The sequence below is a fragment of the Mucilaginibacter sp. KACC 22773 genome (genome assembly GCF_028736215.1).
Classification (GTDB): Bacteria; Bacteroidota; Bacteroidia; order Sphingobacteriales; family Sphingobacteriaceae; genus Mucilaginibacter.
Genome location: NZ_CP117883.1, coordinates 4,528,024 through 4,554,169 on the forward strand (window position 1 = coordinate 4,528,024; position 26,146 = coordinate 4,554,169).

The 26,146-nt window shown below is 44.4% G+C and carries 28 protein-coding genes; 11 read left to right on the forward strand and 17 right to left on the reverse strand.

The window, feature by feature from the left end; all coding sequences use genetic code 11:
- Positions 1 to 40: 40 nt before the first annotated feature.
- Complete coding sequence (locus PQ469_RS18365) at positions 41 to 604, reverse strand: thioredoxin family protein (RefSeq protein ID WP_274208990.1); 564 nt, start codon at positions 602 to 604, stop codon at positions 41 to 43.
- Between the two features lie 213 nt (positions 605 to 817).
- Between PQ469_RS18365 and PQ469_RS18370 the strand changes: the two genes are divergently transcribed.
- Positions 818 to 1,375, forward strand: a complete 558-nt coding sequence (locus tag PQ469_RS18370; protein ID WP_274208991.1) for a DoxX family membrane protein — start codon at positions 818 to 820, stop codon at positions 1,373 to 1,375.
- Between the two features lie 39 nt (positions 1,376 to 1,414).
- On the opposite strand, the gene PQ469_RS18375 is transcribed toward PQ469_RS18370, so the two are convergent.
- Positions 1,415 to 2,050 (reverse strand): MarR family winged helix-turn-helix transcriptional regulator, encoded by a 636-nt coding sequence (locus PQ469_RS18375; RefSeq protein WP_090645407.1) that lies wholly within the window; start codon positions 2,048 to 2,050, stop codon positions 1,415 to 1,417.
- A 97-nt stretch (positions 2,051 to 2,147) separates the two neighbouring features.
- Here PQ469_RS18375 and PQ469_RS18380 point away from each other — a divergent pair, with 97 nt between their 5' ends.
- Genes PQ469_RS18380 through PQ469_RS18395 form a run of 4 tightly spaced genes read left to right on the forward strand, consistent with a single transcriptional unit; the run spans position 2,148 to position 3,826 of the window.
- Positions 2,148 to 2,621, forward strand: coding sequence for a hypothetical protein (locus PQ469_RS18380; protein ID WP_274208992.1), 474 nt, complete (start codon positions 2,148 to 2,150; stop codon positions 2,619 to 2,621).
- A gap of 1 nt (position 2,622) precedes the next feature.
- Complete coding sequence (locus PQ469_RS18385) at positions 2,623 to 3,267, forward strand: NAD(P)-dependent oxidoreductase (protein WP_274208993.1); 645 nt, start codon at positions 2,623 to 2,625, stop codon at positions 3,265 to 3,267.
- Positions 3,268 to 3,269: 2 nt separating this feature from the next.
- The gene (locus PQ469_RS18390) at positions 3,270 to 3,494 is read left to right on the forward strand and encodes a hypothetical protein (RefSeq protein WP_090645398.1); all 225 of its coding nucleotides are present in this window, start codon (positions 3,270 to 3,272) and stop codon (positions 3,492 to 3,494) included.
- Between the two features lie 17 nt (positions 3,495 to 3,511).
- Entirely contained in the window at positions 3,512 to 3,826 is a 315-nt protein-coding gene (locus PQ469_RS18395; protein WP_274208994.1) for an antibiotic biosynthesis monooxygenase family protein, read from the forward strand.
- Positions 3,827 to 3,845: 19 nt separating this feature from the next.
- Here PQ469_RS18395 and PQ469_RS18400 read toward each other — a convergent pair whose 3' ends face one another.
- The 3 genes from PQ469_RS18400 to PQ469_RS18410 form a co-directional block, all read right to left on the reverse strand.
- Positions 3,846 to 4,211, reverse strand: coding sequence for a DUF1304 domain-containing protein (locus PQ469_RS18400; RefSeq protein ID WP_274208995.1), 366 nt, complete (start codon positions 4,209 to 4,211; stop codon positions 3,846 to 3,848).
- Positions 4,212 to 4,303: 92 nt separating this feature from the next.
- Positions 4,304 to 4,948 (reverse strand): hypothetical protein, encoded by a 645-nt coding sequence (locus tag PQ469_RS18405; RefSeq protein ID WP_274208996.1) that lies wholly within the window; start codon positions 4,946 to 4,948, stop codon positions 4,304 to 4,306.
- A gap of 230 nt (positions 4,949 to 5,178) precedes the next feature.
- Positions 5,179 to 5,562 carry a TraR/DksA family transcriptional regulator gene (locus PQ469_RS18410; RefSeq protein WP_090645387.1) on the reverse strand — a complete coding sequence of 128 codons (384 nt, stop codon included), beginning with the start codon at positions 5,560 to 5,562 and terminating at the stop codon, positions 5,179 to 5,181.
- 200 nt (positions 5,563 to 5,762) lie between these two features.
- Here PQ469_RS18410 and PQ469_RS18415 point away from each other — a divergent pair, with 200 nt between their 5' ends.
- Positions 5,763 to 5,885, forward strand: a complete 123-nt coding sequence (locus tag PQ469_RS18415) for a hypothetical protein (RefSeq protein WP_262713487.1) — start codon at positions 5,763 to 5,765, stop codon at positions 5,883 to 5,885.
- Positions 5,885 to 6,202, forward strand: a complete 318-nt coding sequence (locus tag PQ469_RS18420; protein WP_274208997.1) for a hypothetical protein — start codon at positions 5,885 to 5,887, stop codon at positions 6,200 to 6,202. The genes PQ469_RS18415 and PQ469_RS18420 overlap by 1 nt, the downstream gene beginning before the upstream one ends.
- Before the next feature lie 54 nt (positions 6,203 to 6,256).
- Here the strand turns inward: PQ469_RS18420 and PQ469_RS18425 are convergent, their stop codons facing one another.
- A complete protein-coding gene (locus PQ469_RS18425) occupies positions 6,257 to 9,106 on the reverse strand; it encodes a DNA gyrase/topoisomerase IV subunit A (protein WP_274208998.1) in 2,850 nt (949 codons plus the stop codon).
- Positions 9,107 to 9,418: 312 nt separating this feature from the next.
- Between PQ469_RS18425 and PQ469_RS18430 the strand changes: the two genes are divergently transcribed.
- Positions 9,419 to 9,970, forward strand: a complete 552-nt coding sequence (locus PQ469_RS18430; RefSeq protein ID WP_274208999.1) for a cupin domain-containing protein — start codon at positions 9,419 to 9,421, stop codon at positions 9,968 to 9,970.
- 232 nt (positions 9,971 to 10,202) lie between these two features.
- Here the strand turns inward: PQ469_RS18430 and PQ469_RS18435 are convergent, their stop codons facing one another.
- Positions 10,203 to 11,033 carry a sulfotransferase gene (locus PQ469_RS18435; protein WP_274209000.1) on the reverse strand — a complete coding sequence of 277 codons (831 nt, stop codon included), beginning with the start codon at positions 11,031 to 11,033 and terminating at the stop codon, positions 10,203 to 10,205.
- A gap of 37 nt (positions 11,034 to 11,070) precedes the next feature.
- The gene (gene cysC, locus PQ469_RS18440) at positions 11,071 to 11,622 is read right to left on the reverse strand and encodes an adenylyl-sulfate kinase (RefSeq protein ID WP_274209001.1); all 552 of its coding nucleotides are present in this window, start codon (positions 11,620 to 11,622) and stop codon (positions 11,071 to 11,073) included.
- 774 nt (positions 11,623 to 12,396) lie between these two features.
- Here cysC and nagB point away from each other — a divergent pair.
- A complete protein-coding gene (gene nagB / locus PQ469_RS18445) occupies positions 12,397 to 14,319 on the forward strand; it encodes a glucosamine-6-phosphate deaminase (RefSeq protein ID WP_274209002.1) in 1,923 nt (640 codons plus the stop codon).
- 45 nt (positions 14,320 to 14,364) lie between these two features.
- On the opposite strand, the gene ftcD is transcribed toward nagB, so the two are convergent.
- The 8 genes from ftcD to PQ469_RS18485 form a co-directional block, all read right to left on the reverse strand.
- Complete coding sequence (gene ftcD, locus PQ469_RS18450) at positions 14,365 to 16,053, reverse strand: glutamate formimidoyltransferase (RefSeq protein WP_274209003.1); 1,689 nt, start codon at positions 16,051 to 16,053, stop codon at positions 14,365 to 14,367.
- A 184-nt stretch (positions 16,054 to 16,237) separates the two neighbouring features.
- Positions 16,238 to 17,464: an imidazolonepropionase gene (hutI, locus tag PQ469_RS18455; RefSeq protein WP_274209004.1), complete on the reverse strand. Its 1,227-nt coding sequence runs from the start codon at positions 17,462 to 17,464 to the stop codon at positions 16,238 to 16,240.
- 189 nt (positions 17,465 to 17,653) lie between these two features.
- On the reverse strand, positions 17,654 to 19,327 hold the full coding sequence (hutU, locus tag PQ469_RS18460) for a urocanate hydratase (RefSeq protein ID WP_274209005.1): 1,674 nt from the start codon (positions 19,325 to 19,327) through the stop codon (positions 17,654 to 17,656).
- A complete protein-coding gene (hutH, locus tag PQ469_RS18465; protein WP_274209006.1) occupies positions 19,305 to 20,864 on the reverse strand; it encodes a histidine ammonia-lyase in 1,560 nt (519 codons plus the stop codon). Before hutH ends, hutU begins: the two co-directional genes overlap by 23 nt.
- On the reverse strand, positions 20,857 to 21,366 hold the full coding sequence (locus tag PQ469_RS18470) for a MarR family winged helix-turn-helix transcriptional regulator (RefSeq protein ID WP_274209007.1): 510 nt from the start codon (positions 21,364 to 21,366) through the stop codon (positions 20,857 to 20,859). Before PQ469_RS18470 ends, hutH begins: the two co-directional genes overlap by 8 nt.
- 106 nt (positions 21,367 to 21,472) lie before the next feature.
- Positions 21,473 to 22,072 carry a zeta toxin family protein gene (locus PQ469_RS18475; RefSeq protein WP_274209008.1) on the reverse strand — a complete coding sequence of 200 codons (600 nt, stop codon included), beginning with the start codon at positions 22,070 to 22,072 and terminating at the stop codon, positions 21,473 to 21,475.
- The gene (locus PQ469_RS18480; RefSeq protein WP_274209009.1) at positions 22,069 to 22,314 is read right to left on the reverse strand and encodes a hypothetical protein; all 246 of its coding nucleotides are present in this window, start codon (positions 22,312 to 22,314) and stop codon (positions 22,069 to 22,071) included. The genes PQ469_RS18475 and PQ469_RS18480 overlap by 4 nt, the downstream gene beginning before the upstream one ends.
- A gap of 169 nt (positions 22,315 to 22,483) precedes the next feature.
- A complete protein-coding gene (locus PQ469_RS18485; protein ID WP_274209010.1) occupies positions 22,484 to 22,864 on the reverse strand; it encodes a VOC family protein in 381 nt (126 codons plus the stop codon).
- Positions 22,865 to 23,192: 328 nt separating this feature from the next.
- On the opposite strand from PQ469_RS18485, the gene PQ469_RS18490 reads away from it, so the two are divergent.
- Positions 23,193 to 25,085 (forward strand): patatin-like phospholipase family protein, encoded by a 1,893-nt coding sequence (locus PQ469_RS18490; protein ID WP_274209011.1) that lies wholly within the window; start codon positions 23,193 to 23,195, stop codon positions 25,083 to 25,085.
- Positions 25,086 to 25,109: 24 nt separating this feature from the next.
- Here the strand turns inward: PQ469_RS18490 and PQ469_RS18495 are convergent, their stop codons facing one another.
- On the reverse strand, positions 25,110 to 25,586 hold the full coding sequence (locus PQ469_RS18495; RefSeq protein WP_274209012.1) for an OmpH/Skp family outer membrane protein: 477 nt from the start codon (positions 25,584 to 25,586) through the stop codon (positions 25,110 to 25,112).
- Positions 25,587 to 25,737: 151 nt separating this feature from the next.
- On the opposite strand from PQ469_RS18495, the gene PQ469_RS18500 reads away from it, so the two are divergent.
- Positions 25,738 to 26,145 (forward strand): DUF2251 domain-containing protein, encoded by a 408-nt coding sequence (locus tag PQ469_RS18500; protein ID WP_274209013.1) that lies wholly within the window; start codon positions 25,738 to 25,740, stop codon positions 26,143 to 26,145.
- Position 26,146: the final 1 nt, after the last annotated feature.

A 26,146-nucleotide genomic window follows, 5' to 3' on the forward strand; every position in this document is an offset into this window, starting at 1 on the left:
GCGTAGCCTGGATAAGTCGTCTGCGCCATGCGATATAAAATCATTGCCCAATCGCTTTAAAAATAGCAACCAGTTCCTGCTGTAAACTCACGCCTTTATCAGCATTATACCATTGCTGCAAGGCTATCTTTTGCTGCTCCATAACTACATGGTCTTTTACAAGCTGCTCATATAACAGCTGGCAACCGGCCGGCCGTGGGCCCCAGGTGGCAAGGTCTTGATGGTAGCTATTGGCAATTATCAGTTTGGGTATTGATTTGCTGCCCCTGGTGAGGTAACTGTTTATTAAAAATGGCTCGCTATCCCTTAATTGATAATCAACTTTAATCAGTGGGTTCAATTCCGATAACCTGTGTATAAATGGCAAACTATGGGATGCATCGCCGCACCAGGGCTCGGTGATAATAGTCCAGTTCTGTTTGGTTTTGATACCCGTTATCAATGCAGTTAATTCTTCATTCAACACCCCCACTTTTAGCCAACGCTCCTGCCGCGACCAGTTTAACCGGGTATAATTCAGGTAATGCGGATCATCATAAGGGGACCGGGGATTGATATCTGTTAAAATATGCTGAAAAAGTTGCTGATAGGCTACGAAATCCATAAGGTGTTATAGCTAATTGGTGGTTAAAAAGCCGATAAAGCTAAGTTAAGCAACATATCCCATTATTTACCAGTTACGACTGCTGCGTTCTTAAAACTTTACTTAAAAAGGGTAGGCAAAATTCCTTTTTAATTTTTAAAATCTGCCCGCTTTTTGTTTTAGTTTATTTGCATCTTTATCAACCGCATTAGGGTAAATATCGCTTAAAGAATAATGAGAAATAACCGGGTAATTAGTTTGATAGCATCGCAGGAGAAGAAATTAACAGCATGGAAAGCTCAAAATGGCCTAAATATATTACGAATATCCTTAGGGTTGGTATTTATCTGGTTCGGCCTGCTTAAATTTTTCCCGGGTGTAAGCCCTGCCGAGGGCCTTGCCGGTAAAACCATTTACACGCTAACATTTGGGCTGGTTAAACCCCAGGTTTCGTTACCATTACTTGCCATGTGGGAGTGTACTATTGGCTTTGGCCTGGTGTTTAAAAAATGGCTGCGCCTTACGCTGTTATTGCTCTATTTTCAAATGGCAGGCACATTTTTGCCTTTATTTTTCTTCCCTCATGAAACCTTTGGCGCATCTGTATTTATTCCCACTTTGCTGGGTCAATACATTATTAAAAACATTGTGCTGGTATCCGCAGCCATTGTAATTGGCGCGGCGGCAAAAGGCAGCCTCATAACCACACAATACCCAACAGCAGCCGTACCTGGTCCACAAAAAACAAACGCAGATTATTGCAAGAAAGTCCGGGAAGCAGAGCTTGTTTAAAAGCGGGGGCTTTTCAAAAGTCTGTTCAATAAATATGGCTTACCCTATATTTTCCAGATAAATTTCATCAAACGGCTTGGCGCGTTGTTTCTGAAACAGCCCCGAAAAACGGCGGTCAATCGGGCTAAGCAGTTGGATGCATAACCGCTTTTGCTCGTCGGTCAGTTCATTAACCATCATTCGGGCCACCTTCAGCACAACTTCTTTGGCAGTTAATAAAGTGGCCTCGCCTTTGGTGGTTAGTTTAAGGCGTTTTACCCGTTTGTCCTGCTCATCGTCGTACTCGCTCACCAAACCCCGTTTTTTTAGCCTGATCAGCATATTACTGCCGCTGGATAATTCCATAATGTTATTGTATATGGCTTCTGATTTGATGGGATTCTTTTGGTTATAAATAGTTACCAGTATCCCAAATTCTTCCATCTGGTCAAGCCCGGTGCCCTCAAGCGCTTTGTTTGAATAAGCGATATGGAATTTACCAATCCGGCGCAACAGGATCACCAGCTGGCCGTTCAGGTCGGGTCGCAGGTCGCCTTCTTTGCGTGTTCCATAACTTTCGGGCTTAACATTTTGCGCCAGCTGGTACCGGCAAAAATCTTCAATACTGGCGCCGGGATGCTGCGCTTCGTAAGCGCCCCAGCGCTTCACCAATTCTACTGTTTGATTTACTACCATTTGGAAGCAAAATTATAAAAAAATGACAAAAGTTATTTGCTACATACTACCATATGGTATAATATTGTATATTATTTACTACCAAAAAGTTTAAAATATGCAAATCACTTATCTCTTACCCACTTTTCTGGTGCTGCATTTAACAGCATTAGTATTAATGGCCGGTACCACATTGGTTGATTACCTGGCTTACTCATCGTTTTGGAAGTTTGCCGGCCAGGGCAACCGTCCCGAAGCTTTATTGAACATGATGGCCATGCTGCCACGGGTAGCCGGCATTGGTGCCGCCGTACTTATTACCAGCGGTATAGGCATGATGGCTATAACCCACGGCGTTTTTGGCGAGCAACTCTGGTTCCGGATTAAGTTTGGGTTGGTGATACTGGTAATCCTGAACAGCCTGCTTATAGGCCGGCGACAAGGCTTAAAGCTTCGCAAGTTGCTGGAAGCTGGAGGATTGGTATTCACTACCGAAGTTGCCCGCATCAAAAGCAACATCAAAACCTTTCACCTGCTGCAGCTGCTGCTGTTTTTACTCATAATTTTTTTAAGCGTTTTTAAATTTAACTGATATGAACATATTTATTGCAGGCGCTAATGGCGGCATTGGCCGCCAGGCGGTGGAGCAGGCTTTGCAGGCCGGCCACCGGGTTACCGCGCTGGTACGTAATCCGGCTAAATTGCAGTTAATGCATCCCAATCTTAATATTATACAGGGCGATATCATGCAACCTGAAAGTTTTGCAGATGAAATAAAAGGCCAGCAAATTGTGCTATCGGCATTAGGTGTAAGCGGCGGTTTGTTTAGCGATAAGCTTACCACGCTTTACTCACAGGGCAACGCTAATATTTTAAAAGCAATGGAGCGGCATGGTGTTAAGCGCATCATTTGCATCTCGGCCTCGGCGGTGGAAATAAGCCCCGTGATTCCCTGGTATGTGCGCCTGGTTGCCCGTTATGTAATTCAAAAGCTGCTTAAACATATGTATGCCGACCTGCGACGGATGGAATCTATCGTAAAAGACAGCAGCGCCGACTGGACAATTATTCGCCCGCCACAGTTAACCGACAAACCATTAACGGCTAATTACCGTACAGCTGTAAACGGTTTTTTAAAAAACTGCCTCCGGGTATCGCGTGCGGATGTAGGCCATTATATGGTAAACAACCTTGTTAATAAAGAAACTTATAAGTCGACCGTCGAAATTGCTTACTGAGCATGAACACACAGGTTGAAATATTTAAAACCGATGTAGTACAGGAATGCGAAGCTGCTACGCTGATTAGGCTGCTATCGCAACATCTGCCGCACTGCCGCATCAATTTCGACCTGGAAGATTGCGACCGGATACTACGTATTGAATCGGCGCAGCAGGCAATTAACCTGCCACAGGTTATCCATATCATGAACAGGCAGGGTTATGCCTGCACCCTTTTAACATAATTAATAACACAAATCAAATGGAACAAATATTTATCGACCGCTTTATAATGCCACAAAACGCAAAGGCGGAATTTACCGAACGCATGCAAATCAATCGTTCATTTATTAAACAACTACCCGGCTTTATTAACGATGAAGCTTATGAACGTACCGACGATGAAGGCAACTTTATTTGCATAACCATAGCCGTATGGGCCAGTGAAGAAGCGCTAAAAAACGCGAAAGAATTGGTACAGTCCGAATATCAGCAACAAGGGTTCAATTTACCAGCTATGCTGCAACGCCTGGATATCAGGATGGAGCGGGGGCAATATAATAGATTTGGTAATTAGGCAGGGAGGCGGGGTTGACCTACATCCATATCAACACCGAACATAAAGCTATAGCGGCGGGCAGCATTTGCTTTACAAAAATAGCTTTACCTGCGGTAAAGCCGCCGTACAAGCCTGCTACCACTACACAGCCTAAAAAAAACATGGCCACATTTTTGGCCCATACGGCATCGCCAATGAGTAGCGACCATATCAGCCCGGCGGCCAAAAAACCGTTGTAAAGCCCCTGGTTGGCTGCAAGATTTTTGGTGGGCTCAAACAACTCGGCAGGGAAGGTTTTAAAAGTTGCGCGGCCTTTGGTTGTCCAGGCAAACATTTCTATCCATAAAATGTAAATGTGTTCAATGGCAACCAGGGCTATTAATATTGATGCTATAATTTTCATGATGGTATCAGGCTAATGGTTTATAAAACTAAGTTAAATATCGATTAATATTAAAAGCATGGCGAATAATGCTTCGAAGCTACCTGGTCCCTTTAGCGCTGATAATCCTTTTTTATTTTTTCGGCAGCAAAGACACTGTCGGCCTGTTGCCTTGAAATTAACCGGGTGCTATCGCCCGGGTTAAAATTATAAAAAATGGAGTCTTTGATTTTACCACGCGCGTATCGACTAGTAATAGAGATACTCCTGGATACGCTGTCAATTGATTTAAGTTTATAGCGATCATCTTCAAAATCAACATTATAAACTGAATCAATATAAATCTCTTTAGATTGGTGCCCAATCGTTGTATCCTTCGCCTGCCATTCTACAAACCTGTTCCACTTGTATTTTACATTCCAATCAATTGGAATTTCGGGTACGCCCAACCTCCGCCTGGTATCATTAAACACTAAGCCAAACTTATTCAGATGGACATTATTGTTGTATTTGGATATATCTTTATACCCCATAAATATCATCCAAAAAAGCAAATTACATATCCTTAAAATTTTACTCCCGGTTGATTCCTTATTGGTAACAATTACAAAAATTAAAGCTACCGATATCAACGTCATACCTGCCAATTTGGTTAATAACCAATCGAGCGATTCTAATTTATATTTAAATTCGGCATACCAAATGGAGCCTATAAATAAACAAGAAAAGCATACAATAATTATTGGCCATTTTTTCATCGGGTAAGGTTAGGTTTGTTTTATACGTTAAGGCAAACTATTAAGCAGGTATTGTGATAATGATTTCTTTGCTGATAAATATATGGCAATTCCGGAATGATGTCAAAATATTTGATTTCAATAAACATCCGAAAATTATATGGATACCAAACGGGAGAATCTGTATTAAAAAATAAAGCCCGAATGTTTATCCATCCGGGCTTTGATTTTTCAAATAACTTACTACAACCTTACTGCTTCAGCTTGGCTGCCATGCTCAGCGTAGTGTGCGGCACGGCCAATAAACGTTCGCGCTGGATCAGCTTGCCTGTTTCGCGGCAAATGCCGTAAGTACGGTTTTCTATACGTACCAGGGCTGCTTCCAGCTGATCGATAAATTTCTTTTGGCGCGATGCCAGTTGGTTGATAGATTCTTTCTCCAGCGTAGCCGATCCATCCTCTAAAGTGTTGTGCGAACTGGCCGTATCATCGGTGCCATTGGCGTTGGGATTACTGATTGAAGATGTCAGATCGAGCAGTTCTTCGCGGGCCGATTTAATTTTGCCCTGTATCAGCGTTTTAAATTCCAGTAATTCGGTTTCGTTATATCTTGTCTTTTCTTGTTCAGCGTTCATGAGTGCAGTTTACCTTTTATTATTGAACCAAACAACACATCAACTACGAATTAGTTTTGTTGTTTTTTAATCAAAAAGTAAATATACCGCAATTATTTAATTATTATTTCAACATAGCGCAAACATCGTTTTATTAGTTCATCTTTGATTACTACACACAGCCAGAAATACATCCGGCAGGTTATAAAACCCATACTACCATGAGCAAAGACAAAAAAAGCATGCCTAATCCGGTAGGTAAAAAAGCCCCGTCTGATTACCAGGCCGGTAAAACCAGCAAAGCCAAACCAGAAATTATAACACCCAACAAAAAAGCCAAATAATGGCCGCTAAATCTGCCGAGGCCCAGGCCAGGGATTTTTTATATGAACTAACCAATTGCGCCAGCGAATACGGATTTGCCAAAGACGAATTGTGGAATGTAAGCATAGTCGCCGATAAACAAAAAGCAGTTATCGAAAAGAAATATTACCCTGTAATATCGGCCCTGCTGCCGCCCGATGTACTTGCCACCGTGCCGGGCATTGTGGCCACCCGGCTAAACCAGGTAATTGCCGGTGCAGAACAAGGTGTACTTAAGGCGGGTCCCAAGGCCGAACCGCAATACCTGGTGGCTTATGTGGCCACAAGGAAAATGTAATATAGTACTGCCAAAAAAGCCACCGGTTGCATGTTAACCGATGGCTTAAATAATTTAAAACAGCCCTAACTGGCCTTTGTCGTCTATATCAATATCATCCGGGTTGGTAATCTCGAAATCAATTTTCTTTGTTTGGATTTGCACCGGTTTTGGGGGCGAATCTGATGATTCATTTGAGGCTTCCCTTACTTCAGGTTCCGGCGATTTTGCCGCTTCTGTTTTGGGTGATTCTTCTTTCGGAGATTCAACCTGTTTTGGGGCCGATTTCATTGCCGGTGCTTCTGGTTTCACCGGCTCTGTTTCTGGTTCGGTTTCATCAGTCTCAATGTTTGTTTCACCCAAATCTTCTTCGTCGCTACCGTCCTCTTCAACTGGTTCTTCTACAACCTCCTCAGTAGCTATTAACTCAACGGATTTTATAGGTAATTGCGACAGGCGGTTGCCCATGGCCTTCATGCCTTTTACATCTATCAGATCGGCAAGGTTTACCTCAATGGTTTCGGGTGTTTGCTCTTTACCTTTAAGCTGTACAATTTTTACCAATTGGTTTGCTTTGGCAATGTAAATAAGCTTTGATCCGGGCTCATCGCTGATGATGCTTACCTGTTTACCTATAGCTATGGTTTCAAACATGAAGCGTTTAACCATATAGTTTTTGGATTTTCCATCAAGGTGGATTGCCGAGAAAACTTTTTTAGGATCGTACTTTTCAATCAGGATCATTTTATCATCAAAATGATTGTTCAGATCAAAATTGGTAAGCTCATATACACCGGTACTCAATACGTTCAGGATACGGTCGTCGCCATCAAACTCGCCCAGGTATTTGCCGCGGCCATCGGCGTTAAGGCGTTTCAGGATCTCATCATACCAAATCTTTCTGCCGGCCAGGGTTGATACGCCCTTTGATTTCAGCACAATTTTTTTAACCGGGTATTTGGTAATGATGTTCCCCATCGATCCACGGCCTTTAATAGCTATCGAAGCAAAGTCTTCATCAAACTGCAGTTTCTTGAGTTTGGAATGCGGCTTAAGCTGCACATTTACTATTTCGGCCTCACCGTTGGAGTTGGCCGTAAAATACAACACTTTGGTACCTTTGGTGCCCTTGGTAAGGTCGTATTCCTTATCGCGGGTTACCCCTACTACCGAGAACCGTTTGATATACGCAATGCCGCTTTCGCCATCCTTGTATATCATGTTGTAAACGGTACGCTCGTCGTTCTTTTTAAATACTGCCACGTGGATGATGTCTTTACCCACAAAAACCTTGTCCTGCACTTTCGTGATCAGGCAGCGGCCATCGGCGCGGAAAACGATAATCTCGTCGATATCCGAGCAATCGCCAACATACTCCACCGAGTCATCGCGCTTAAGGCCCGAGCCCACAAAGCCGTCGGTTTTATTAACATACAATTTTATGTTGGCCAACGCCACCTGTGCAGCCTCTACCTTATCAAAGGTGCGCAGTTCGGTTTTACGGCCCCTGTCTTTACCATACTTTTCGCGTAGCTTTTCAAACCAGGCAATGGTGTAATCGGTAAGGTGTTTCAGGTGATGTTTTACCTGTTTTATTTCATTTTCCAGGGCCTTCATCTGCTCATCCGCTTTTTTAACGTCAAAGCGGGTGATGCTGCTCATAGGTTTATCTATCAGCTTTTTATAATCATCGGGCATTATGGTACGGTAAAACTGCGGGAAGAAAGGCTCGAACAAGCGGTTCAATACCTCCAGCACCGTTTCAAAATTACCCGATGTTTCATAGTCGGGGTGTTTGTACATCCCCTCCTGTATAAATATCTTAAGCAACGAACTGAAGAAAATTTTCTCCATCAATTCCTTCAGCCTGATCTCCAGCTCCTGTTTTAGCAGCTCTTTGGTAAAAAACGTGCTTTCGGTAAGCATATCGTTCACGCTCATAAAGCGTGGCTTATCCGATTGGATAACGCAGGTATTGGGCGATATCGATACCTCGCAATCGGTAAAGGCATATAATGCATCAATAGTTACATCGGGCGATATACCCGGTGCAAGGTGCACTACAATCTCTACATCCTTTGATGTATTATCTTCAATCTTCTTGATCTTGATCTTGCCTTTTTCGTTGGCATTCACAATACTTTCCATCAACCCGCCGGTAGTAGTGCTGAACGGAATTTCGGATATCACCAGCGTTTTCTTATCCTTTTCGGCAATGCGGGCGCGTACCCTTATCTTACCGCCGCGCTGCCCTTCGTTATAGGCAGATGCATCGGCCATACCTCCGGTAGGGAAATCGGGCAATAAATTAGGCCTGATACCTTTAAGGGCGGCAATGGATGCATCAATCAGTTCGATAAAATTATGCGGTAATATTTTGGTAGCCAAACCTACCGCGATACCTTCGGCGCCCTGGGCAAGCAGCAAAGGAAATTTTACAGGCAGGGTAATAGGTTCTTTATTACGCCCATCGTAACTGGCCTGCCAAATGGTTGTATCAGCATTAAACACCACATCCAGCGCGAATTTGGATAAGCGGGCCTCGATATAACGTGGCGCTGCAGCCGAGTCACCGGTTACCGGGTCACCCCAGTTGCCCTGGCAATCAATCAGCAGGTTTTTTTGCCCTATTTGTACCATGGCATCGCCTATGGATGCATCACCGTGGGGGTGATACTTCATGGTATTACCAATTACGTTGGCGGCCTTGTTAAAACGCCCGTCGTCCATTTCCTTTAATGAATGCAGGATACGGCGTTGTACCGGTTTTAAACCATCATTGATGTGTGGTACGGCCCGGTCAAGGATAACATAGGAGGCATAATCAAGAAACCAGTTTTCGTATAACCCGTCGAGTGAGGTAACGTTATGTAATTTGTCGTCGTTATTGTCAGGTATCTCGTTTTGATTCAGATCTTCACTCATTATTCGCTAAAAACTTTTGGATGGGTAAAGATAAAAATTAAAGTGCAGATGTGCAGATTTCAAATTTCAGATGTGCAGATGATTTTTTAACACGAATGATGCGGATTGATTCGAATTTCACAAATTCTTGTCTGGTTAGTGATTAGTCTGAACTCGGATTAAGCAGATTCTTCAGATTACACAGATTTCAGAACTTTGACCATTTATCCCCTGCAAATCAAATCAAAAAAATCTGAAGAATCTACAATCCTGGTTCAGACAAAAATCCATATTGTTTAACTGACCGTATATAGTGATAAATCGCAAGCAATCATGACCGATAACCGCAGGAGCATTTATAATCCTATCCAGAAAGACACCGTGGTATTCTTGAAAACAGCCGCCGAAACAAACGGCGAATACACTTTAGTAGAAGTTGAACTGGCCGATGGCGGCGGTGTAGGCCTGCATTACCACAAAACTTACGGCGAAAAATTTAGCTGTATTGATGGTGAAGTAGAGGTAGCATTAGGCAAAAATGCATATAAGTTAAAACCCGGCCAGCAAGCCCTGGCCGAACCCAACGTTAACCACCTGTTCAGGAACAGAAGCGGCAAACCCTGCAAATTCAGCGTAGAACTGAGGCCCGCAAGCAGGGGCTTTGAGCAATCACTTCAAATAGGATATGGCCTGGCATCAGATGGCCTCACCAATAAAAAAGGCTTCCCAAGGGATAAGCTGGCATTAGCCTGGCTGTTTGATATCAGCGAAAGCAACCTCCCCGGCTGGATGAGCATTTTTGAGTTTATACTCAGAAAACAGGCTAAAAAAGCCCGCGCAAAAGGCATTGACAGGGCCCTTATTGAAAAGTATGTGCAGTTTTAAACTGATGTGCAGATATGCAGGTTTTAGATGTGCCGATTCTTATTTAACACGCATGGCACGAATTGACTCGAATTTCACAAATTCCTGTCTGGTTAAAAGATGTCTGAACCGGGATTCGTCAGACTAAAGGATTACAGGATTTTTTGAAAATCTAAATCAAAATAACCTGATCAATCTGCTTAGCAATCCGGGTTCATACAATCATCTGCACATCTGAAATCTGCACATCTTGCTACCCCAGCCTCACATAGTGACTCAACCGCATCTGCAAATATTGTGCCTTTACCAGTAGCGTTTTTGTTTGTATAAAACGTTCAATATCGCGGGCGGCGCTCATTAAATTGCTTTTGTAAACCAGGCCAAAATTAAAGTAGTTTAAATCAAATTTCCATTTATTCTTTAAAAAATCAATAACCTCCGTGTCCTTCTCCAGTAAAAGCCGGTAATTAACAACCAGGTAATCATCTGCGGGCAGCTTTTTTAAGGTCTTTAATATTTCTTCATTATAGTTTATCCACACCTTTAAATAAGTTTCGGCATGTTCGGCGTAAAACTTTTCTTCGCGGCGGCTGCGTCGCCAGTGTTTCCAGAGCATCCGTTGCAGGCAATTGCGGCCCATGTATTTTTTATCAATATGCGCAAACTCCCTGTTTATCAACGAACTGATAACAGCCTGGTAATCGCGCATAATTACCAGGTATTTGGCTTCGGGCAGTAACCTACTGTAGGTATCAAGGAAAAGGCAGGTGCGTGGGTCTTTCCATGCCCATTGCTCATACAGTTGCTGTTTTATATTAATAATGCCTTGCAATTTGGCCAGCTGGTAAGGCGATAATTCTATCTTTTTGGCATCTACCAGGCCCGAAATATGGAGGCTGTTGTTATTCAAAATCTCCTCATGCAGCTTTAAAAATTCAACATCCTCAAAATGCCCGTCAATGTTTCCATTGTTACCCGCTGCCAGGTTTTCGCCAATTTGCAGTCCGCACCGGTTAAGCCAGTTTGTTATTAACGATGTGCCTGAGCGGTGCATTCCGGCTATAATTAAAGTTTGGTGTTGCATGGGGGTATTAATTTAACTGTGATTGATTTTGAAATATTCAACAGGCAATAACCTGCTGTTTTAATAATTGATGCTCGTGTTGTATAAAAGCCAGCAGCATAGCTGTGCATTCGGTAATATTATGGGTATAGGTATTAATATGCAGGTGGGGCGATGCCGGTGCTTCAAACGGGTCATTCACGCCTGTTAAGTTGCCAACGCGTTCGGGATGGCCGGCTGGCAATTGCGCTTTTTGATAAAGCCCTTTGGTATCCCTTGCCTTTAAAATGGGTAAAGGGCAATCCACATAAACTACTTTAACATCATCGTAATTGTTAACCAGCTGGCTCCGCATAGCGTTATAGGGCATTATGGCGCTGATGACGGTAACGATGCCCTGGTTGCTAAACTTATTGGCTATAAAGCCCAGCCGCCTGATGTTTTCAAACCTATCTTTCTTTGAATATTTAAGATCGGGGAATAGCTGCTGCCGGTATTCGTCGGCATCAATTACCTCTGTTGGAATTTCTATCCGGCTGAGGCTTACTTTAACTTTTTGAGCGAGGGTGGTTTTCCCGGCGCCAGACAGGCCGCAAAGTAGTAAGATCATACAATTAATAGTTTTGGTTAACGTAAACAGGGCTGATGAACCCTTAATTAATTATTTACTTAACGACAAATTTTCAGCTTAAATTGTAGTTAACACAGTGTGCATCGACAGAGAGTAGTTTTGTATCGACGAACCCATTAATAACGCAGACCAGGAGTTTTTGTTGAAGGAAATTTTATAAACTTAAAAAATATTTCAATATTTTATCTACTAAATAGATAGATATTATAGATTAATTATATATTTGCAGCAGATAGTTTATAAATGGGTGCATTTTTAACTATAACGCAGGCGCTGGCTGGCAGCAAGCGGATGGTTCGACCCCATCCCCTGCATCTCTTCTCTTCTCATATTTATGTTTTATAATTGGTTAGAATCTGAGCTCCTGCCCATCAGGAGCTCTTTTCTTGTTACACACTAATGTTCACGAATCTTTACGAATTACACGAATTAGAAAGTTAATGTCACTATCGATACTTATCGTCCTAAAATTCGCGTGACCGTCATTTGGGAAATCCGATTTAATTCGTGACAATTCGTGCGATTACACTTATTAAAATAATTTAAAAAGTTCTTTTTATTGAAAATAAGTTTTATTATGTTTGTACCAGTAATGCACAACTTGTTATTAAATAGAATTCTTTTTAGCCTTATGTCGGTGAGGTTAAAACAGTTTTTGTTAATTGGTTTGATAAATCCTCGTTTCGGCGGGGATTTTTTTTAACACGCTTTTTTTTATTCAACATATATATAACAAAGGTTCTTTAGAAAATTATGGCCCGATTAAATTTATTGGAAGAGACCCGGTACGAGAAGCTGCCGGTAAGCGTTTATGGCAACCAGCAGGAGGCATCCATTGCCGTAGCAGGCAGGATAGCCAAACTTATCCGCGATAAGCAGGCAAAAGGCGAGCAGGCAGTGCTTGGCCTGGCAACAGGTGTTACCCCCATCCGTGTTTATGCCGAACTGGTACGCTTACATAAGGAAGAAGGCTTGTCGTTTAAAGATGTCATCACCTTTAATTTGGATGAGTACTATCCCATGAAGCCCGATGCCGCCCAAAGCTATGTTACTTTCATGTATGAGAACCTTTTCAGCCATGTTGATATTGATAAAGCCAATGTCCATATCCCCGATGGTACTTTGGATAAAGAAGACGTGGTAGCCTTCTGCCTGGATTATGAAAAACAGATTGAAGAATTAGGCGGCCTGGATTTACAGATATTAGGTATCGGCCGTACCGGCCACATCGGATTTAATGAGCCTGGCTCTGCGCCAAATTCGGGTACCCGTTTGGTTACCCTGGATGATTTGACCCGCAGCGATGCCGCCCGCGATTTTGGTGGCAAGGCCAATGTGCCTACCAAAGCCATCACCATGGGTATTGGCACCATTTTTAAAGCCCGCGAAATCATCCTGATGGCCTGGAGCGCCAAAAAAGCGCCGATTGTTAAAAAAGCGGTAGAAGGCGAGATATCAGGCGAAGTTCCTGCTACCTACCTGCAATTATCAGAGCATGTGGAATTTGTGCTTGACGAAGCGGCAGCATCTGAACTAACCCGCTTTGATACCCCCTGGCTGGTAAAAGATTGTTCATGGGATGATAATACGCTGAAAAAGAAAGCCGTGATCTGGCTGGCTGATACCATTGGCAAACCGGTATTAAAACTTACCGAAGAAGATTACAACAACCATGGTATGGCTCAATTAGCTGTAGAGCAAGGCCCTGTTTACAACATCAATATTGATATTTTTAACCAGATACAGCATACCATTACCGGCTGGCCGGGTGGCAAACCCAATGCTGATGATTCACAACGCCCTGAAAGGGCTTTACCGGCAAAAAAACGCTCGGTTATCTTCTCCCCGCACCCGGATGATGATGTGATCTCGATGGGTGGTACCTTCATCCGCCTGGTTGACCAGGGGCATGATGTGCATGTTGCTTACCAAACATCGGGCAACACCGCAGTTTGGGATGATGATGTGCTGCGTTACATGGAGTTCGCCATCGATTTTACCAACAGCATTGGTGAGGACAGTGCACACCTGACTTCGTTATACGAAGAAATGCGTGCCTTCTTCCCGCAAAAACAACCCAACCAGATTGATACCCGTGAGATACGGAATGTAAAAGGTTTTATCCGCAAAACAGAAGCCATCTCGGGAGCCCGTTATGCCGGCTTGCAGGACGATCATATCCACTTTATGGCCCTGCCTTTTTATGAAACCGGCAAGATCAAAAAGAACACCGTTGGCGAGGAGGATATCCTGTTAACCATCGAACTGCTTCAGAAAATAAAACCACACCAGATCTTCGCTGCCGGCGATTTTGCTGATCCTAATGGCACCCACCTGGTGTGTTTCAACATTATCCTTGCCGCCCTTGACCGTTTAAAAGCTACCGAAGAGTGGGTAAAAGATTGCTGGTTATGGATGTACCGCGGTGCATGGCACGAGTTTGAAACTCATGAAATTGAGATGGCTGTGCCGCTTTCACCACAGGAAGTGATCCGCAAGCGTAATGCCATCTTCAAACACCAATCCCAAAAAGACAGGCCGGTATTCCCAGGTGATGATGCAAGGGAATTCTGGGTACGGGCTGAAGACAGGACAAGTGATACCGCTAAAAAATACGACAGGTTAGGATTGGCTGAGTACGAAGCTATGGAGGCTTTCGTGAGGTATAGGTTTTAGGTCGTTTAGTCCATGGACCATAGACTATGGTCCATGGACTTTTTCTTACAAGCCTATCTTCCCATTTACCAACTCAATAATCTCTGCTTCTAAAGCAATAGCTTGCCGTTCAATCTCGTTGCCCCGGTAAATAATGTCCAAAACGTAATCCTTATCCTTATACCCGGAGGCGTTGATCTTCACGTTCATAAATGCACCCAAAACGGCCGTACGGGCGCAAAGGGCAGCTACACCGGCATCAGTTACGGAGTTGGGGTTACCAATCTCTACCATCGCCTTAATTACTTCCATACTGTTCAGCGCCGCCTGCATTACCTTAAAAGGGATTTCAATGGCATATTTGGTAGCATCCTGTATTGCCTGATCCCTTACAGCCTTTTCTTCATCAGTAGATTTGGGCAGGCTGAAAGACTCCATGATCTTATTGAAAGCTGTAGTATCAAGATCAACCAAAGCAAGTAACTCATCTTTATATTGCTGCGCCTGCTCAGCCCAGTCGCTAAACTCCAGCCAGCGGCTGTCCCATCCTTTTTTGTGCGAGCTTAGGTTGGCCACCATGCCAGCCAATGAAGCGCCTAACGAGCCTACATAGGCCGAGATAGAGCCACCACCGGGTGCCGGGCTTTCGCTCGCCGTTTCGTCGGCAAAGTCAGTAAGGCTCATGCTGATCAATTTACTATCGGCTTTATCCTGCAATAAATATTCAATAATGCGCTCTTCGGGAACAAAGGGGCCAAGTTCATCAAGCCCCATCGATTTAATGGCAATTTTGATCAGTTCTTTTTCGCTAACGCCAACAGAGCGTTGTTGCTTGCGCAGGAAATATTTACCTGCATCCAGCATCGCTTTTAAAGGGATCAAACCCACCAATTCGCTGCCCGTTACCCGAATGCCGCGCCCATTGGCTTTGGTGCAAACCTCGTCAAAAGCAACGTGGACAGGGGTTATTTCGATATTGGTCAGGTTCATCGAAATTTGGGCGACACCATATTCCTCGATATACCAGCCGATGGCTTTAACCGCTTTTAATGAGCCGGGGATTGATTTGGGTTTACCATTCTCGTCTGTTACGATTTTGCCTGTAACCGGGTCGTCTTCGCGCAAAGTTCGGCCAGCCTCGCGCACATCAAACGCAATAGCATTTGCCCTGCGGGTTGATGTGGTGTTAAGGTTTACATTGTAAGCTACCAGGAAATCACGGGCACCTATCACGGTTGCCCCCCGCTTAACATCATTTTCTGCCGGGCCATAGTCGGGCACCCATTCGGGCAATTTTATCTTCTTAAAAAAGCCTTCATACTCGCCGGCACGAATCACAGACAGGTTGCTCCTGCTTTTATTGGGCTGTGCATTTTCGTACAAATAAACCGGGATTTGCAACTCCTCCCCTACACGCTTTGCCAATTGCCGGGCATACTCAGCGGTTTCTTCCATGCTGATATCACTAATGGGTATCAGCGGACAAACATCCGTTGCGCCCATCCTCGGGTGTTCGCCTTTCTGTTTGCTCATGTCAATCAGCTCACCCGCTTTTTTTATGGCGAGGAAGGCCGCTTCAATCACCCGCGAAGGTTCACCCACAAAAGTCACCACGGTGCGATTGGTAGCCTTGCCGGGATCGACATTTAGTAACCTTACCCCCTCAACCGATTCCACTTCGTTGGTTATCTGTTTAATGATATCAAGGTTTACACCTTCGCTAAAATTGGGTACGCATTCAATTAGTTTGTTCATTGGTTCACTGGTTCATTAGTTCATTGGTTATGGCGGCGAAGCCTGCCTCTTTTTAAGTTCCCCTCTCGAGAGGGGGCGGGATGGAAAGCGCGGTGGCAGGGGTGTGTTGACCAGCGTTCATCGCCGCTTTACCAACACACCCCTCCGCCCCTCTCAAAGCGAAAATCGCACATTCCCCCACCTTTTAATTTTTCAAACCCTCTGTCCATACCATTTCAGGCTTTAATTTCCCTTGCTGGTATAATATCTCGCGGTAATCGTCGCATGGGTAGGCCTGCATATCGGCAAGTTTACCTTTGGCTAAAACACCACGGTCATTTAGGTTTAGAGCCTGGGCCGCGCGGGCTGTCAATCCTGCAAAGACTTCGGCTGCGCTTAGTTTTTCGGCGGCGGCCATTACGGCGGCTTGCATCAGCAGGTCGCCCATTGGTGCCGAGCCGGGGTTCCAGTCGCTGGCTATAGCCAGGCAGGCGCCGGCATCCAGTAACTTTCGGGCTGGAGCGTAAGGTATACCTAAACCTAAGGATGCACCGGGTAAAGTTACAGCTACGGTATCAGAATTTGCCAATAATTTTATTTCATAGTCGCCACTGGCTTCCAGGTGATCGGCCGATGCTGCGCGGGCCTTAATGGCAACCTCGCTACCGCCCGTGGTAAACTGATCGGCATGTATCGTTGCCTCGAAGCCCATTTGCTTGGCCTTGGCAAGGTAGTTTAAAGCATCGCTGGTATTGAAGGCACTTTGCTCAATGAAAACATCAACCCGGTTGCTTAGTCCCTTTTGTTTGATAACAGGCAATAAGTTATTTAAAACGTGATTAAGATATTCCTGGTGATTACCATTAAAGTCCTTAGGCAGTATATGGGCGGCAAGGCAGGTTGATATTAAACTGGCATTCGTTTTATCTGCCGCCGCTTTTATCGCGTTTAACTGTTTTAACTCGCCCTCTACACTTAAGCCGTATCCGCTTTTAATTTCAATAGTGGTAACACCTTCACTTACATGACGTTTTATACGTTTCAAAAGCAGACTGGTGAGCGTCGCCTCATCCGCCGCTCGGGTTTGGGTAACTGAATCCCAGATGCCCCCGCCTGATTGCGCTATTTCAAGGTAAGTTTTACCACTGTTACGCATGGCGTAATCCTTTGCGCGGCTGCCGGCAAAGCAAATGTGGGTATGGCAATCTACAAAACCGGGCAATAGTACATGATTACCGTTAATTTCTTCGATTTGTGCCGACGGATAGTTTGACCGGAGTTTTTCAAAGCCATCAACTGCAAGTATTAGTCCATCCTCAATCAATACACCTCCGTTGGGGATGATGTGTAACTGCTCGTCCTTTAGAGCGCCTTTTAACGGAAGCCCAGTGAGCGGAAGTATTTGCGTAAATGGGCCTATTAGTTTTTTCATTTAGTTGGTAAATATGTCATTGCGAGCGATAGCGCGGCAATCTCGTCGCCACGCATGTCGGACTTGCGTATCGGTTATGCATAGTTATGAGATTGCTTCGTTCCTCGCAATGACATAGTTTGATATCGTATCTCATATTTCACGATTATCTTGTTGCTTTCGGCCTTACGCCTTGAGCTTTCAGCCCACCTACCACACCTTCAACCCAAACTTCTCTGCCCACTCTTCAGCCTTATCGTATCCTGCATCGATATGCCTGAATATTCCCATGGCCGGGTCATTATATAATACGCGTTTGAGACAGGTGGCGGCCCTGTCGGTGCCATCGGCCAAAACAACCATGCCGGCATGCTGGGAGTACCCCATGCCTACGCCGCCGCCGTGGTGAAACGAGATCCACGTAGCGCCGCCGGATGCATTGGCCATCAGGTTAAGCAGCGGCCAGTCAGACACGGCGTCCGAGCCATCTTTCATAGATTCAGTTTCGCGGTTGGGCGATGCTACCGAGCCGCAATCCAAATGGTCGCGACCGATTACAATCGGGCCTTTTACCTTGCCTGTTGCCACCAATTGGTTAAACAGCAGCCCGGCTTTCTCCCTATCGCCCATCCCCAGCCAGCAAATACGGGCAGGCAATCCCTGGAACGAGATTTTTTCCCTCGCATTGGTCAGCCATTTGGCCAGTGGTTTATCCTCGGGGAATAATTCCATCAGCGCTTTATCCGTAGTATAAATATCTTCCGGATCGCCGGAAAGGGCTACCCATCTGAACGGCCCTTTACCTTCGCAAAAAAGCGGGCGGATATAGGCCGGTGTAAAACCCGGGAAATTAAATGCATCCGGTTCGCCCCCCTGCCGTGCAAATTCGCGCAGGTTGTTACCGTAGTCAAAAGTTATAGCGCCGCGTTGTTGTAATTCCAGCATCAGGCCTACATGCCTGGCCATACTTTTTAACGATAAGCGCTTGTATTCTACCGGATCGCTCTTGCGTAAATCCAAAGCTTCCGTTAACGACAGACCATTCGGGATATATCCGTTTAATGGGTCATGTGCCGATGTCTGGTCGGTTAAAATATCGGGAATAAGGTTGTCATTCAATAATCTTTCCAGCAGATCGCCGACATCGCTTACCAGGCCTACAGACAGGGTTTCTTTTTTGTCGATAGCCTCTTTTACCCAGGTTATGGCCTCTTCGTAGGAGTAGGTCATGCGGTCAATATATTGCGAATCCAACCTTTTTTGGATACGCGTTGCATCCACATCCGCACCTAAAAATACCCCGCCTGCCATAGTTGCCGCCAATGGCTGAGCCCCGCCCATACCGCCTAAGCCGGCGCTTACAACCAGCTTGCCTGCCAAATCGCCATTAAAGTGCTGGTTGCCACACTCTACAAAGGTTTCGTAGGTGCCCTGCAAAATACCTTGTGTACCTATATATATCCAGCTGCCGGCGGTCATCTGGCCGTACATCATCAGGCCTTTGGCGCGCAAATCATTAAAATGCTCCCAGTTGGCCCAGGCAGGCACCAGGTTGCTATTGGCTATTAAAACACGCGGAGCCTGGGGATGGCTACGGATAATGCCTACCGGCTTGCCCGATTGTACCAGTAAAGAGTGATACTCATCCAGTTCCAGCAACAACTCAATAATTTTCCGCAGCGATTCCGGGTTGCGGGCAGCCTGGCCAATGCCGCCGTACACCACCAGTTCGGCAGGATTTTCGGCAACTTCGTCATCAAGGTTGTTAAGCAGCATCCGCAAAGGAGCTTCGGTTTGCCAGCTTTTGGCATGCAGCCGCATACCACGTGGTGCTTTGTACACCGGATGGCTGGCGTAGGTATCAATAAATTCCGAACTCGTCATGGCTGAGGGTTATATGGTGATGATTAGCAGCGTTATTGGCAGTCGCCAAAAAAGAGCCATCGGTAATAATTTGATGTAAACGGTTAATATCGTCCGCAAAAACACGATCGTCGTTTATAAACGGAACATATTGGCGCACATAATCATGCAACGCCTCAACAACCGGGGTCGATTTTAATGGCCTGCGAAAGTCCATGGCCTGCGCCGCATAAAGCAGCTCGATGGCCTGTATGTATTCTATATTATCTAACACCGTATGCAGCTTGCGCCCGCTGATGGAACCCATGGATACGTGATCTTCCTGCCCTAATGAAGTAGGCACGCTATCGGCACTTGCCGGGAAACACAGGGTTTTATTTTCAGTAACCAAAGCAGCGGTAGTATACTGTGGGATCATCAATCCAGAATTTAATCCGGCATCATGAGTAAGCAGCTTGGGCAAACCGTAACGGCCTTCGCTCATCAGGTAACAACGCCTGTCGGCTATATTGCCCAGTTCGGCAGCGGCCACGGTGGCATAGTCCAACGGTAAAGCCAGCGGCTGGCCGTGAAAGTTGCCGCCGCTGATGGTATCATCGGCACTAAAAATAACGGGGTTATCGGTAACCGAGTTTAACTCAATCTCGGTAAGTTCTTTTAAATGCAGCCAGGCGTTACGCGATGCGCCGTGCACCTGCGGCATACAACGCAAGGAATAGGGATCCTGCACCCTATCGCAATTGATGTGCGCCGAATTGATCTCTGATCCGTTTAATAAAGTAAACAGGCGGTCGGCAACCATTTTAGTGCCTTTAAAGGGGCGTAAAGCATGGATGCGGGCGTCAAAAGGCCTTACCGAACCCATCAGCCCTTCTAACGACATGGCGCCAATCAGGTCGGCACGGTTTAGGGCATCATCCAAACGCTCAACTGCTTTTATCGCGAAAGCTAATATAAATTGTGTGCCGTTTATTAAGGCAAGCCCTTCTTTAGGGCCTAAAACTAATGGGGCCAGGTTATGTTTTTGCAGTACCTGCGACGCAGGCCTGCGTTCGCCATTTTCATATACCTCGCCTAAACCTATTAAAGGTAAAAACAGGTGCGATAAGGGGGCCAGATCGCCCGAAGCACCTACAGATCCTTTTTCGGGCACGACCGGCACAATATCATTGTCAATATGCCAGATGATACGTATTAAGGTATCCGGCGCCACACCAGAGAAGCCTTGCGCCAAAGCATGTACTTTGGTTATCAGCATCAGTTTGGCAATTTCTCGCGGGATAGGTTTACCAACCCCAACACTATGGCTTTTAAGTATATTACTTTGCAGCAAACTGGTATCAGCCTCGGATATATGGGTATCGCATAGCGGGCCAAAACCTGTATTAATGCCGTAAACCGGCTTTTGCGCATGAACGATTTTGGCAACCTCGCCCCAGGAGGCACGGATAGCTTTATCAGCATCTGCATCGATAATCCCCCTGGTTTTGCCTGCGGCAATATCAAGGCAAATGCCAATGGTTAAATGGTTTGTGCCGTAGTTGAAAATGCTATTCATGATCGGCGGATTTTAAATTAGCTGTTAACTTTTCGCCGATAACGGCAGACAGGTTGCTTGAACGAAAGGTATTTTCAACGGCCGTAATAGCAGGCAACAGTTGTTGCGATATGGCATCGCTATCCACCAGTTGGGTCATGGCCTGGCTGATGGCATCCCAAACGGGCAATATCTGCTTTAGTAATGCGCGGCCGCTATCGGTTAACGTAACCAGTTGCCTGCGGCCGTCGTCGGTACAGGTTGCGCTGGTAACCAGGCCCCGGTTTTTTAAATTGGTAATCAGCTGGCTTGCCGCCGGGTGCGAAACCTCGATCTGCTCGCTCAGTTCCTTGATGGATAAAGCATCGTTTTTAGAGAGTAAATAAAACACCGGAAACCAGCTGGCATCAAAATCTATCCCCTCATTTTGGTAGGCACGGTTAATCTCTGCCAAAAAAGCTTCGCTTAATCGCCGCAACCTGCTACCCAATACCAAATAACCCAGGCTTTGATATAAATTCATAGTGCAATTTATATAAGTGCTTATATAATTGCAAGTGTTTTAGGAAAGAAATTTTTGAAGTGGGATAGACCCGGACTGGAAGCCTTGAACAAGCGTTACTGCTAATTTAGATATGATAATTAATGTTTGCGGTTATGATATCAAAAGACGCGCTACTCAATCGCTCACTTTGAAAAGAATAATGTGCAAATTTTTGTGGATACATTAAGTCATTAGCAAGATAACGGGTAAGTATAGACTTCTGAAAACTCATTACCGAAATATTTTTGTTGGTAATTCCGGTATATATAAATTCGGAGTGGTCAAAATAAAAAAAGTAGGTTGCTACGTTTTTAAAGCTTTCATTAAAGTTGATTTTAATATTGCTCCCACTAATTTCCAGGCCTCCCTGTTCAACGCTACGAAAAGCGACCCTATCCATTGAGTGCTGAGGTGAATCTAAAAATAAAACTATTAATGATGTATAATAGCCGGCGTTCCGTGCTTTATCGGCCAAATCCTTGAAGCTCGAATCATTAAAAACTGTTTCTAAAATAACGTCTTTTCGTTGTTTGAGTGCTTTCAGGAAAATTTCTTTCGACCGAGCTTTATAAACATCAGTCATAATAATTTCAAAGCCGTCAAGCTCACTTATTCGCGTACGGATAAAACTTGACTTACCAGCAGCGTTACAACCAGCCACAACTACAAACTTGGGTTGCTTCATTGAGAACTTAACTGCTTAATGACAGTATCTTTTACTTGTACCGGCATGTCGTTTTCGTCTACAATAATTTCAACGCTGACCAGGTACCGTTCACCAGTGGGTAATTCCTTGGTGTAGTACTCGCCATCGCCTTCGTATTTTGCATAAAATGGGTTACCAAGTTCAAAGGCGCGCTGCCTTCCCAGTTCGTGAATGTTATCAATATTAGATAACAATTTTTCTAAAAAAACAGGTCTTTCCATGGAGTACCATTTGATCTGCTAATTACAAATCACATCGAATTTACGCAATGTTTAAGAATATTGGACCAATACATTCATTGAATTTTAAAAATGCCGAACACTTAGGGTTTAAAACCGTCGCTGTATTTTATACCTAAACCATGGTTTACCCTATCATATTATCCCGATGCTATTCACCTGCCGGTTCCCAAAGCTCAATAATGTTGCCTTCCGGGTCGAGCACATGAACGAATTTGCCATAGTCATATTCGGCAATCTCGTCTACAATGGTCACATTGTCCTTTTTCAACTCCTCAACCAGCGCAACCAGGTTTTCTACCCGGTAATTAATCATAAACGGCTTTGCCGAGGGATTGAAATATTTGGTATCCTGCGGAAACGTACACCAGGATGTTGATCCTGTTTTCGACGGATCATCGGCCTCGCGCCACTCAAACGTTGTTCCGTATTCACTTTTAGGCAATCCAAGGTTTTTGGCATACCATTCATTCATACTTTGCGGATTCTCGCATTTAAAAAATACGCCGCCTATGCCTGTTACTTTTTTCATATTTAAATGTGTTATAAGATTATGCCGGTACAAAATGGAATAAAATCAGGTATTGCACTATCAGTCTATACATTAAAACCAGTTAACGCCGGTTAAGTATTTTGGTATATGCAACCTTCAAGGCAATTTCCTTCTATTCCGGCACATTACCAAATCTGTTTTAAAATCCACTGTTAATGCCCATGGCGATGTTAGTTTAAAAAAAACAACTGATTGTGAAGGCTCAAAATGCGGACTACAGGCCATTTGTCTAAAAACTTTCCTGTCAATTCTTTTTTACTCCGCATAATATTTAACTAATTTTATATAACCAAAAACCTATGTTATTATGGATAAGATAGCCGCTCCTGAACCTCTATCAGAAAACAAGCTGGAGGTTGCCTTAATTAAACCGTTTGATAGCATCGCGCTTGCATTTTCGGGCGGTGGCTTTCGGGCGGCTTCCTTCGCGTTGGGTGTATTATCATACCTCGACAAAGTAAAATTTGATGATTCCGCCGATGAGCTTTTTGGACAAAGCCTGTTGCAAAAGGTTAACTATATGTCGTCGGCATCGGGCGGCACCATAGCAACCACGCTGTATGCATTGTACAACAGTAAAGGCAAAAGCTTTGGCGATTATTATAGCAAACTTTTAACAGCGCTAACCGGCGATGAACTGTTAAAACACGCGATGGAAATGCTGGCCGATAAAAAGTACTGGAAAACCAGGGAGCTTAAAAGCCGTAATATTATTAACGCGTTTGCACTGGCTTACGATAAATATTTATTTGATCATGCCAACCTTGAATCGCTTTGCCATGACGGGGCGCCTGGTAAGCATTTACAGGAAGTTTGTTTTAATGCCACCGAGTTTTTTACAGGCCAATCTTTCAGGCAGGATATCAAACTGGTGCCCGATGCCGGTAAAGACCCCTATTTCACCTACGGCAATATGGTTATATACCTGGATGAAAAAACAGCAGGTAAACTAAAACTGGGCGATATACTGGCCGCATCGTCGTGTTTTCCGGCAGGTTTTGAGCCTATAGTTTTTCCAGATGATTTTACGTATCCCGGCCTGTACCCGGCAGACCTAAAAAAGGCACTTACCATGCTACCGCAAACCGGCGATAAACAGGAAAAGGAATTTATAAGCAAAAAAACCTTTGGGCTGATGGATGGCGGCATTACCGACAACCAGGGCCTGCAAAGTATGATGTATGCCGATGGCCGCCGTACCCGGCACGAAACCGACCTGCGGCATTTTGATTTCCTGATGGTTAATGACGTGGGCAGTCATTTTATTACGCCTTATGTAATGCCCGAAGTAAAAAAGGGCTGGGAACTATCCATAAGGGGATTGATGCTGATAGCCGCGGCGGTTATTGCCATATTATCGGTGGGCGCCTGGTACGGTGTAAAACACAATTGTGCTTTATTAACAATAGGTTGCTCGTTACTCACTACCGTCCCTTTAATTTTTTTGGTAGCAACGCTTTATTTGAGGCAGCAGTTGTTGGGCGTTGCCAATTCGGCATTGATATTAAACTTTAAAAAGAATTTTACCGAACGGATAATTACCGTGCTGGTTGGCTATTTTGCAAAAACACCCTTAAGCATCATTAAACAAATGATAAGCGCAAGGGTACAATCGGTGCTGATGCTTAACCTGAGTATATTTTTAAAGCGTATAAGACAACTACTTTACAATAAATTTTACTTTTCGCCGCAGTGGAAAAACCGGGGCAAGGGTAACCATATTTATGACCTTTCTTTTTCAAACAACATTAACCGCGAAGCCAATGATGGCTACCACTCGCCAACGCCTCCTATACTCAACCCCAGCCGCGATATCCAGATTGTTGCCCAGGTGGCCTTCGATATGGGTACCACGTTGTGGTTTGACAAACAATCTACCGAGCAAGAGCATAGCGAAGCCTGTATTATAGCCTGCGGGCAGTTTACCACCTGTTATAACCTGCTGCAACATATTATGAGGCTGTTGGCCATAAAACCGGAAGATGCCCCTTTTGATAATAAATACCGCAACCGCTTAATAAAATTAGAACAGCAAATGCTGGCCGACTACGAGGCATTTAAAACCAACCCGTTTTTTTATTACAACCAATCGGGGGTAGATTTTAAGGTACCAGGCTTTAAGGAGGTTACAATGAAGGAAATTCCATTTCCGGAGGATTGGAAGGTGGATAATATTGAAACTGCCGATGTAATTAAGTAAAAAAACTGATCATATGCCGGGTATTCACCTGATACTTAATTTGGCTTTCGTGGCATCCATCAGATTAATTCCGTCCGAAGCGACAAAAGCAACAATTAGCCTGTTGTTTTTTGACGAATCTATCACATAGCTGATTCCGTTTTCTTTGGCTATTTCGGTAAGTGCTGATATTGCTTTATCCGACACAGGCTTATATAGTTCCTTCGATTTTGCTTCGACCTTCTTAATGGCATCATCCTGGACGTCTTGCATCCTTTTTTGAATGGCCTGAAACTCTTTCCCAATAACATCACGAAGAGAATCTGTCAATTTAGGATATCCATCACAACAAGGAAACCTATCGCTATATTCATTCATCATGGCTGTCAGTTGGTCTATAAATTGCTTTTGGTAAGCTTCTACCTGCTTTTTAACATCTTTAGTCTCCGGCATTTGCGCTATCAAAGCCTTAAGATCAATATAACCTATTTTTACCTGGGCAGAGGCGGCGTTACTTCCCAATATCAAGCTTAATGAGGTGATTAAGAAAATCAACGGCCTTTTCATATAAAACAAAGATATATTGCATTTCCCCTGGGAACTGGCCCGATTATGTTAAATTCTGTTAATTCGATCTGAAATAAAATCCGCTCCCTTAATGTAACTTTGCCCGATGATTTTAGAGGTAGAAGAAGAATTTATTGTTGGCGACGATACATTTCTGGATAGCGTTGTCCCCGATTCATCGCATGGGGTTGTTTTTGAGGATGACCTTACAACAGGCTATTTTTACGCGATAGGAAAAATGCCCGGCCAGGCAATCCTGGATGCCGTGCATATTTATAATGTAGCCGACGTTACAGATAAAGCAATCCCATGTAATATTAAAATAGCCTGGACCGACGACTGGCAATTAGCCTCGTTATTAATCAATAACTACTGCCACGCCATATTTGATTTTAAAAACAAAGTTGGCTATTCGCGCAATGCCTTCCCACCGAGTAATGGCAAATGGAGAACTGATAATGACCGAACTGTTTTGACGGACGAGTTGATAGATGAGTTGTTGATGGGGAAATAAC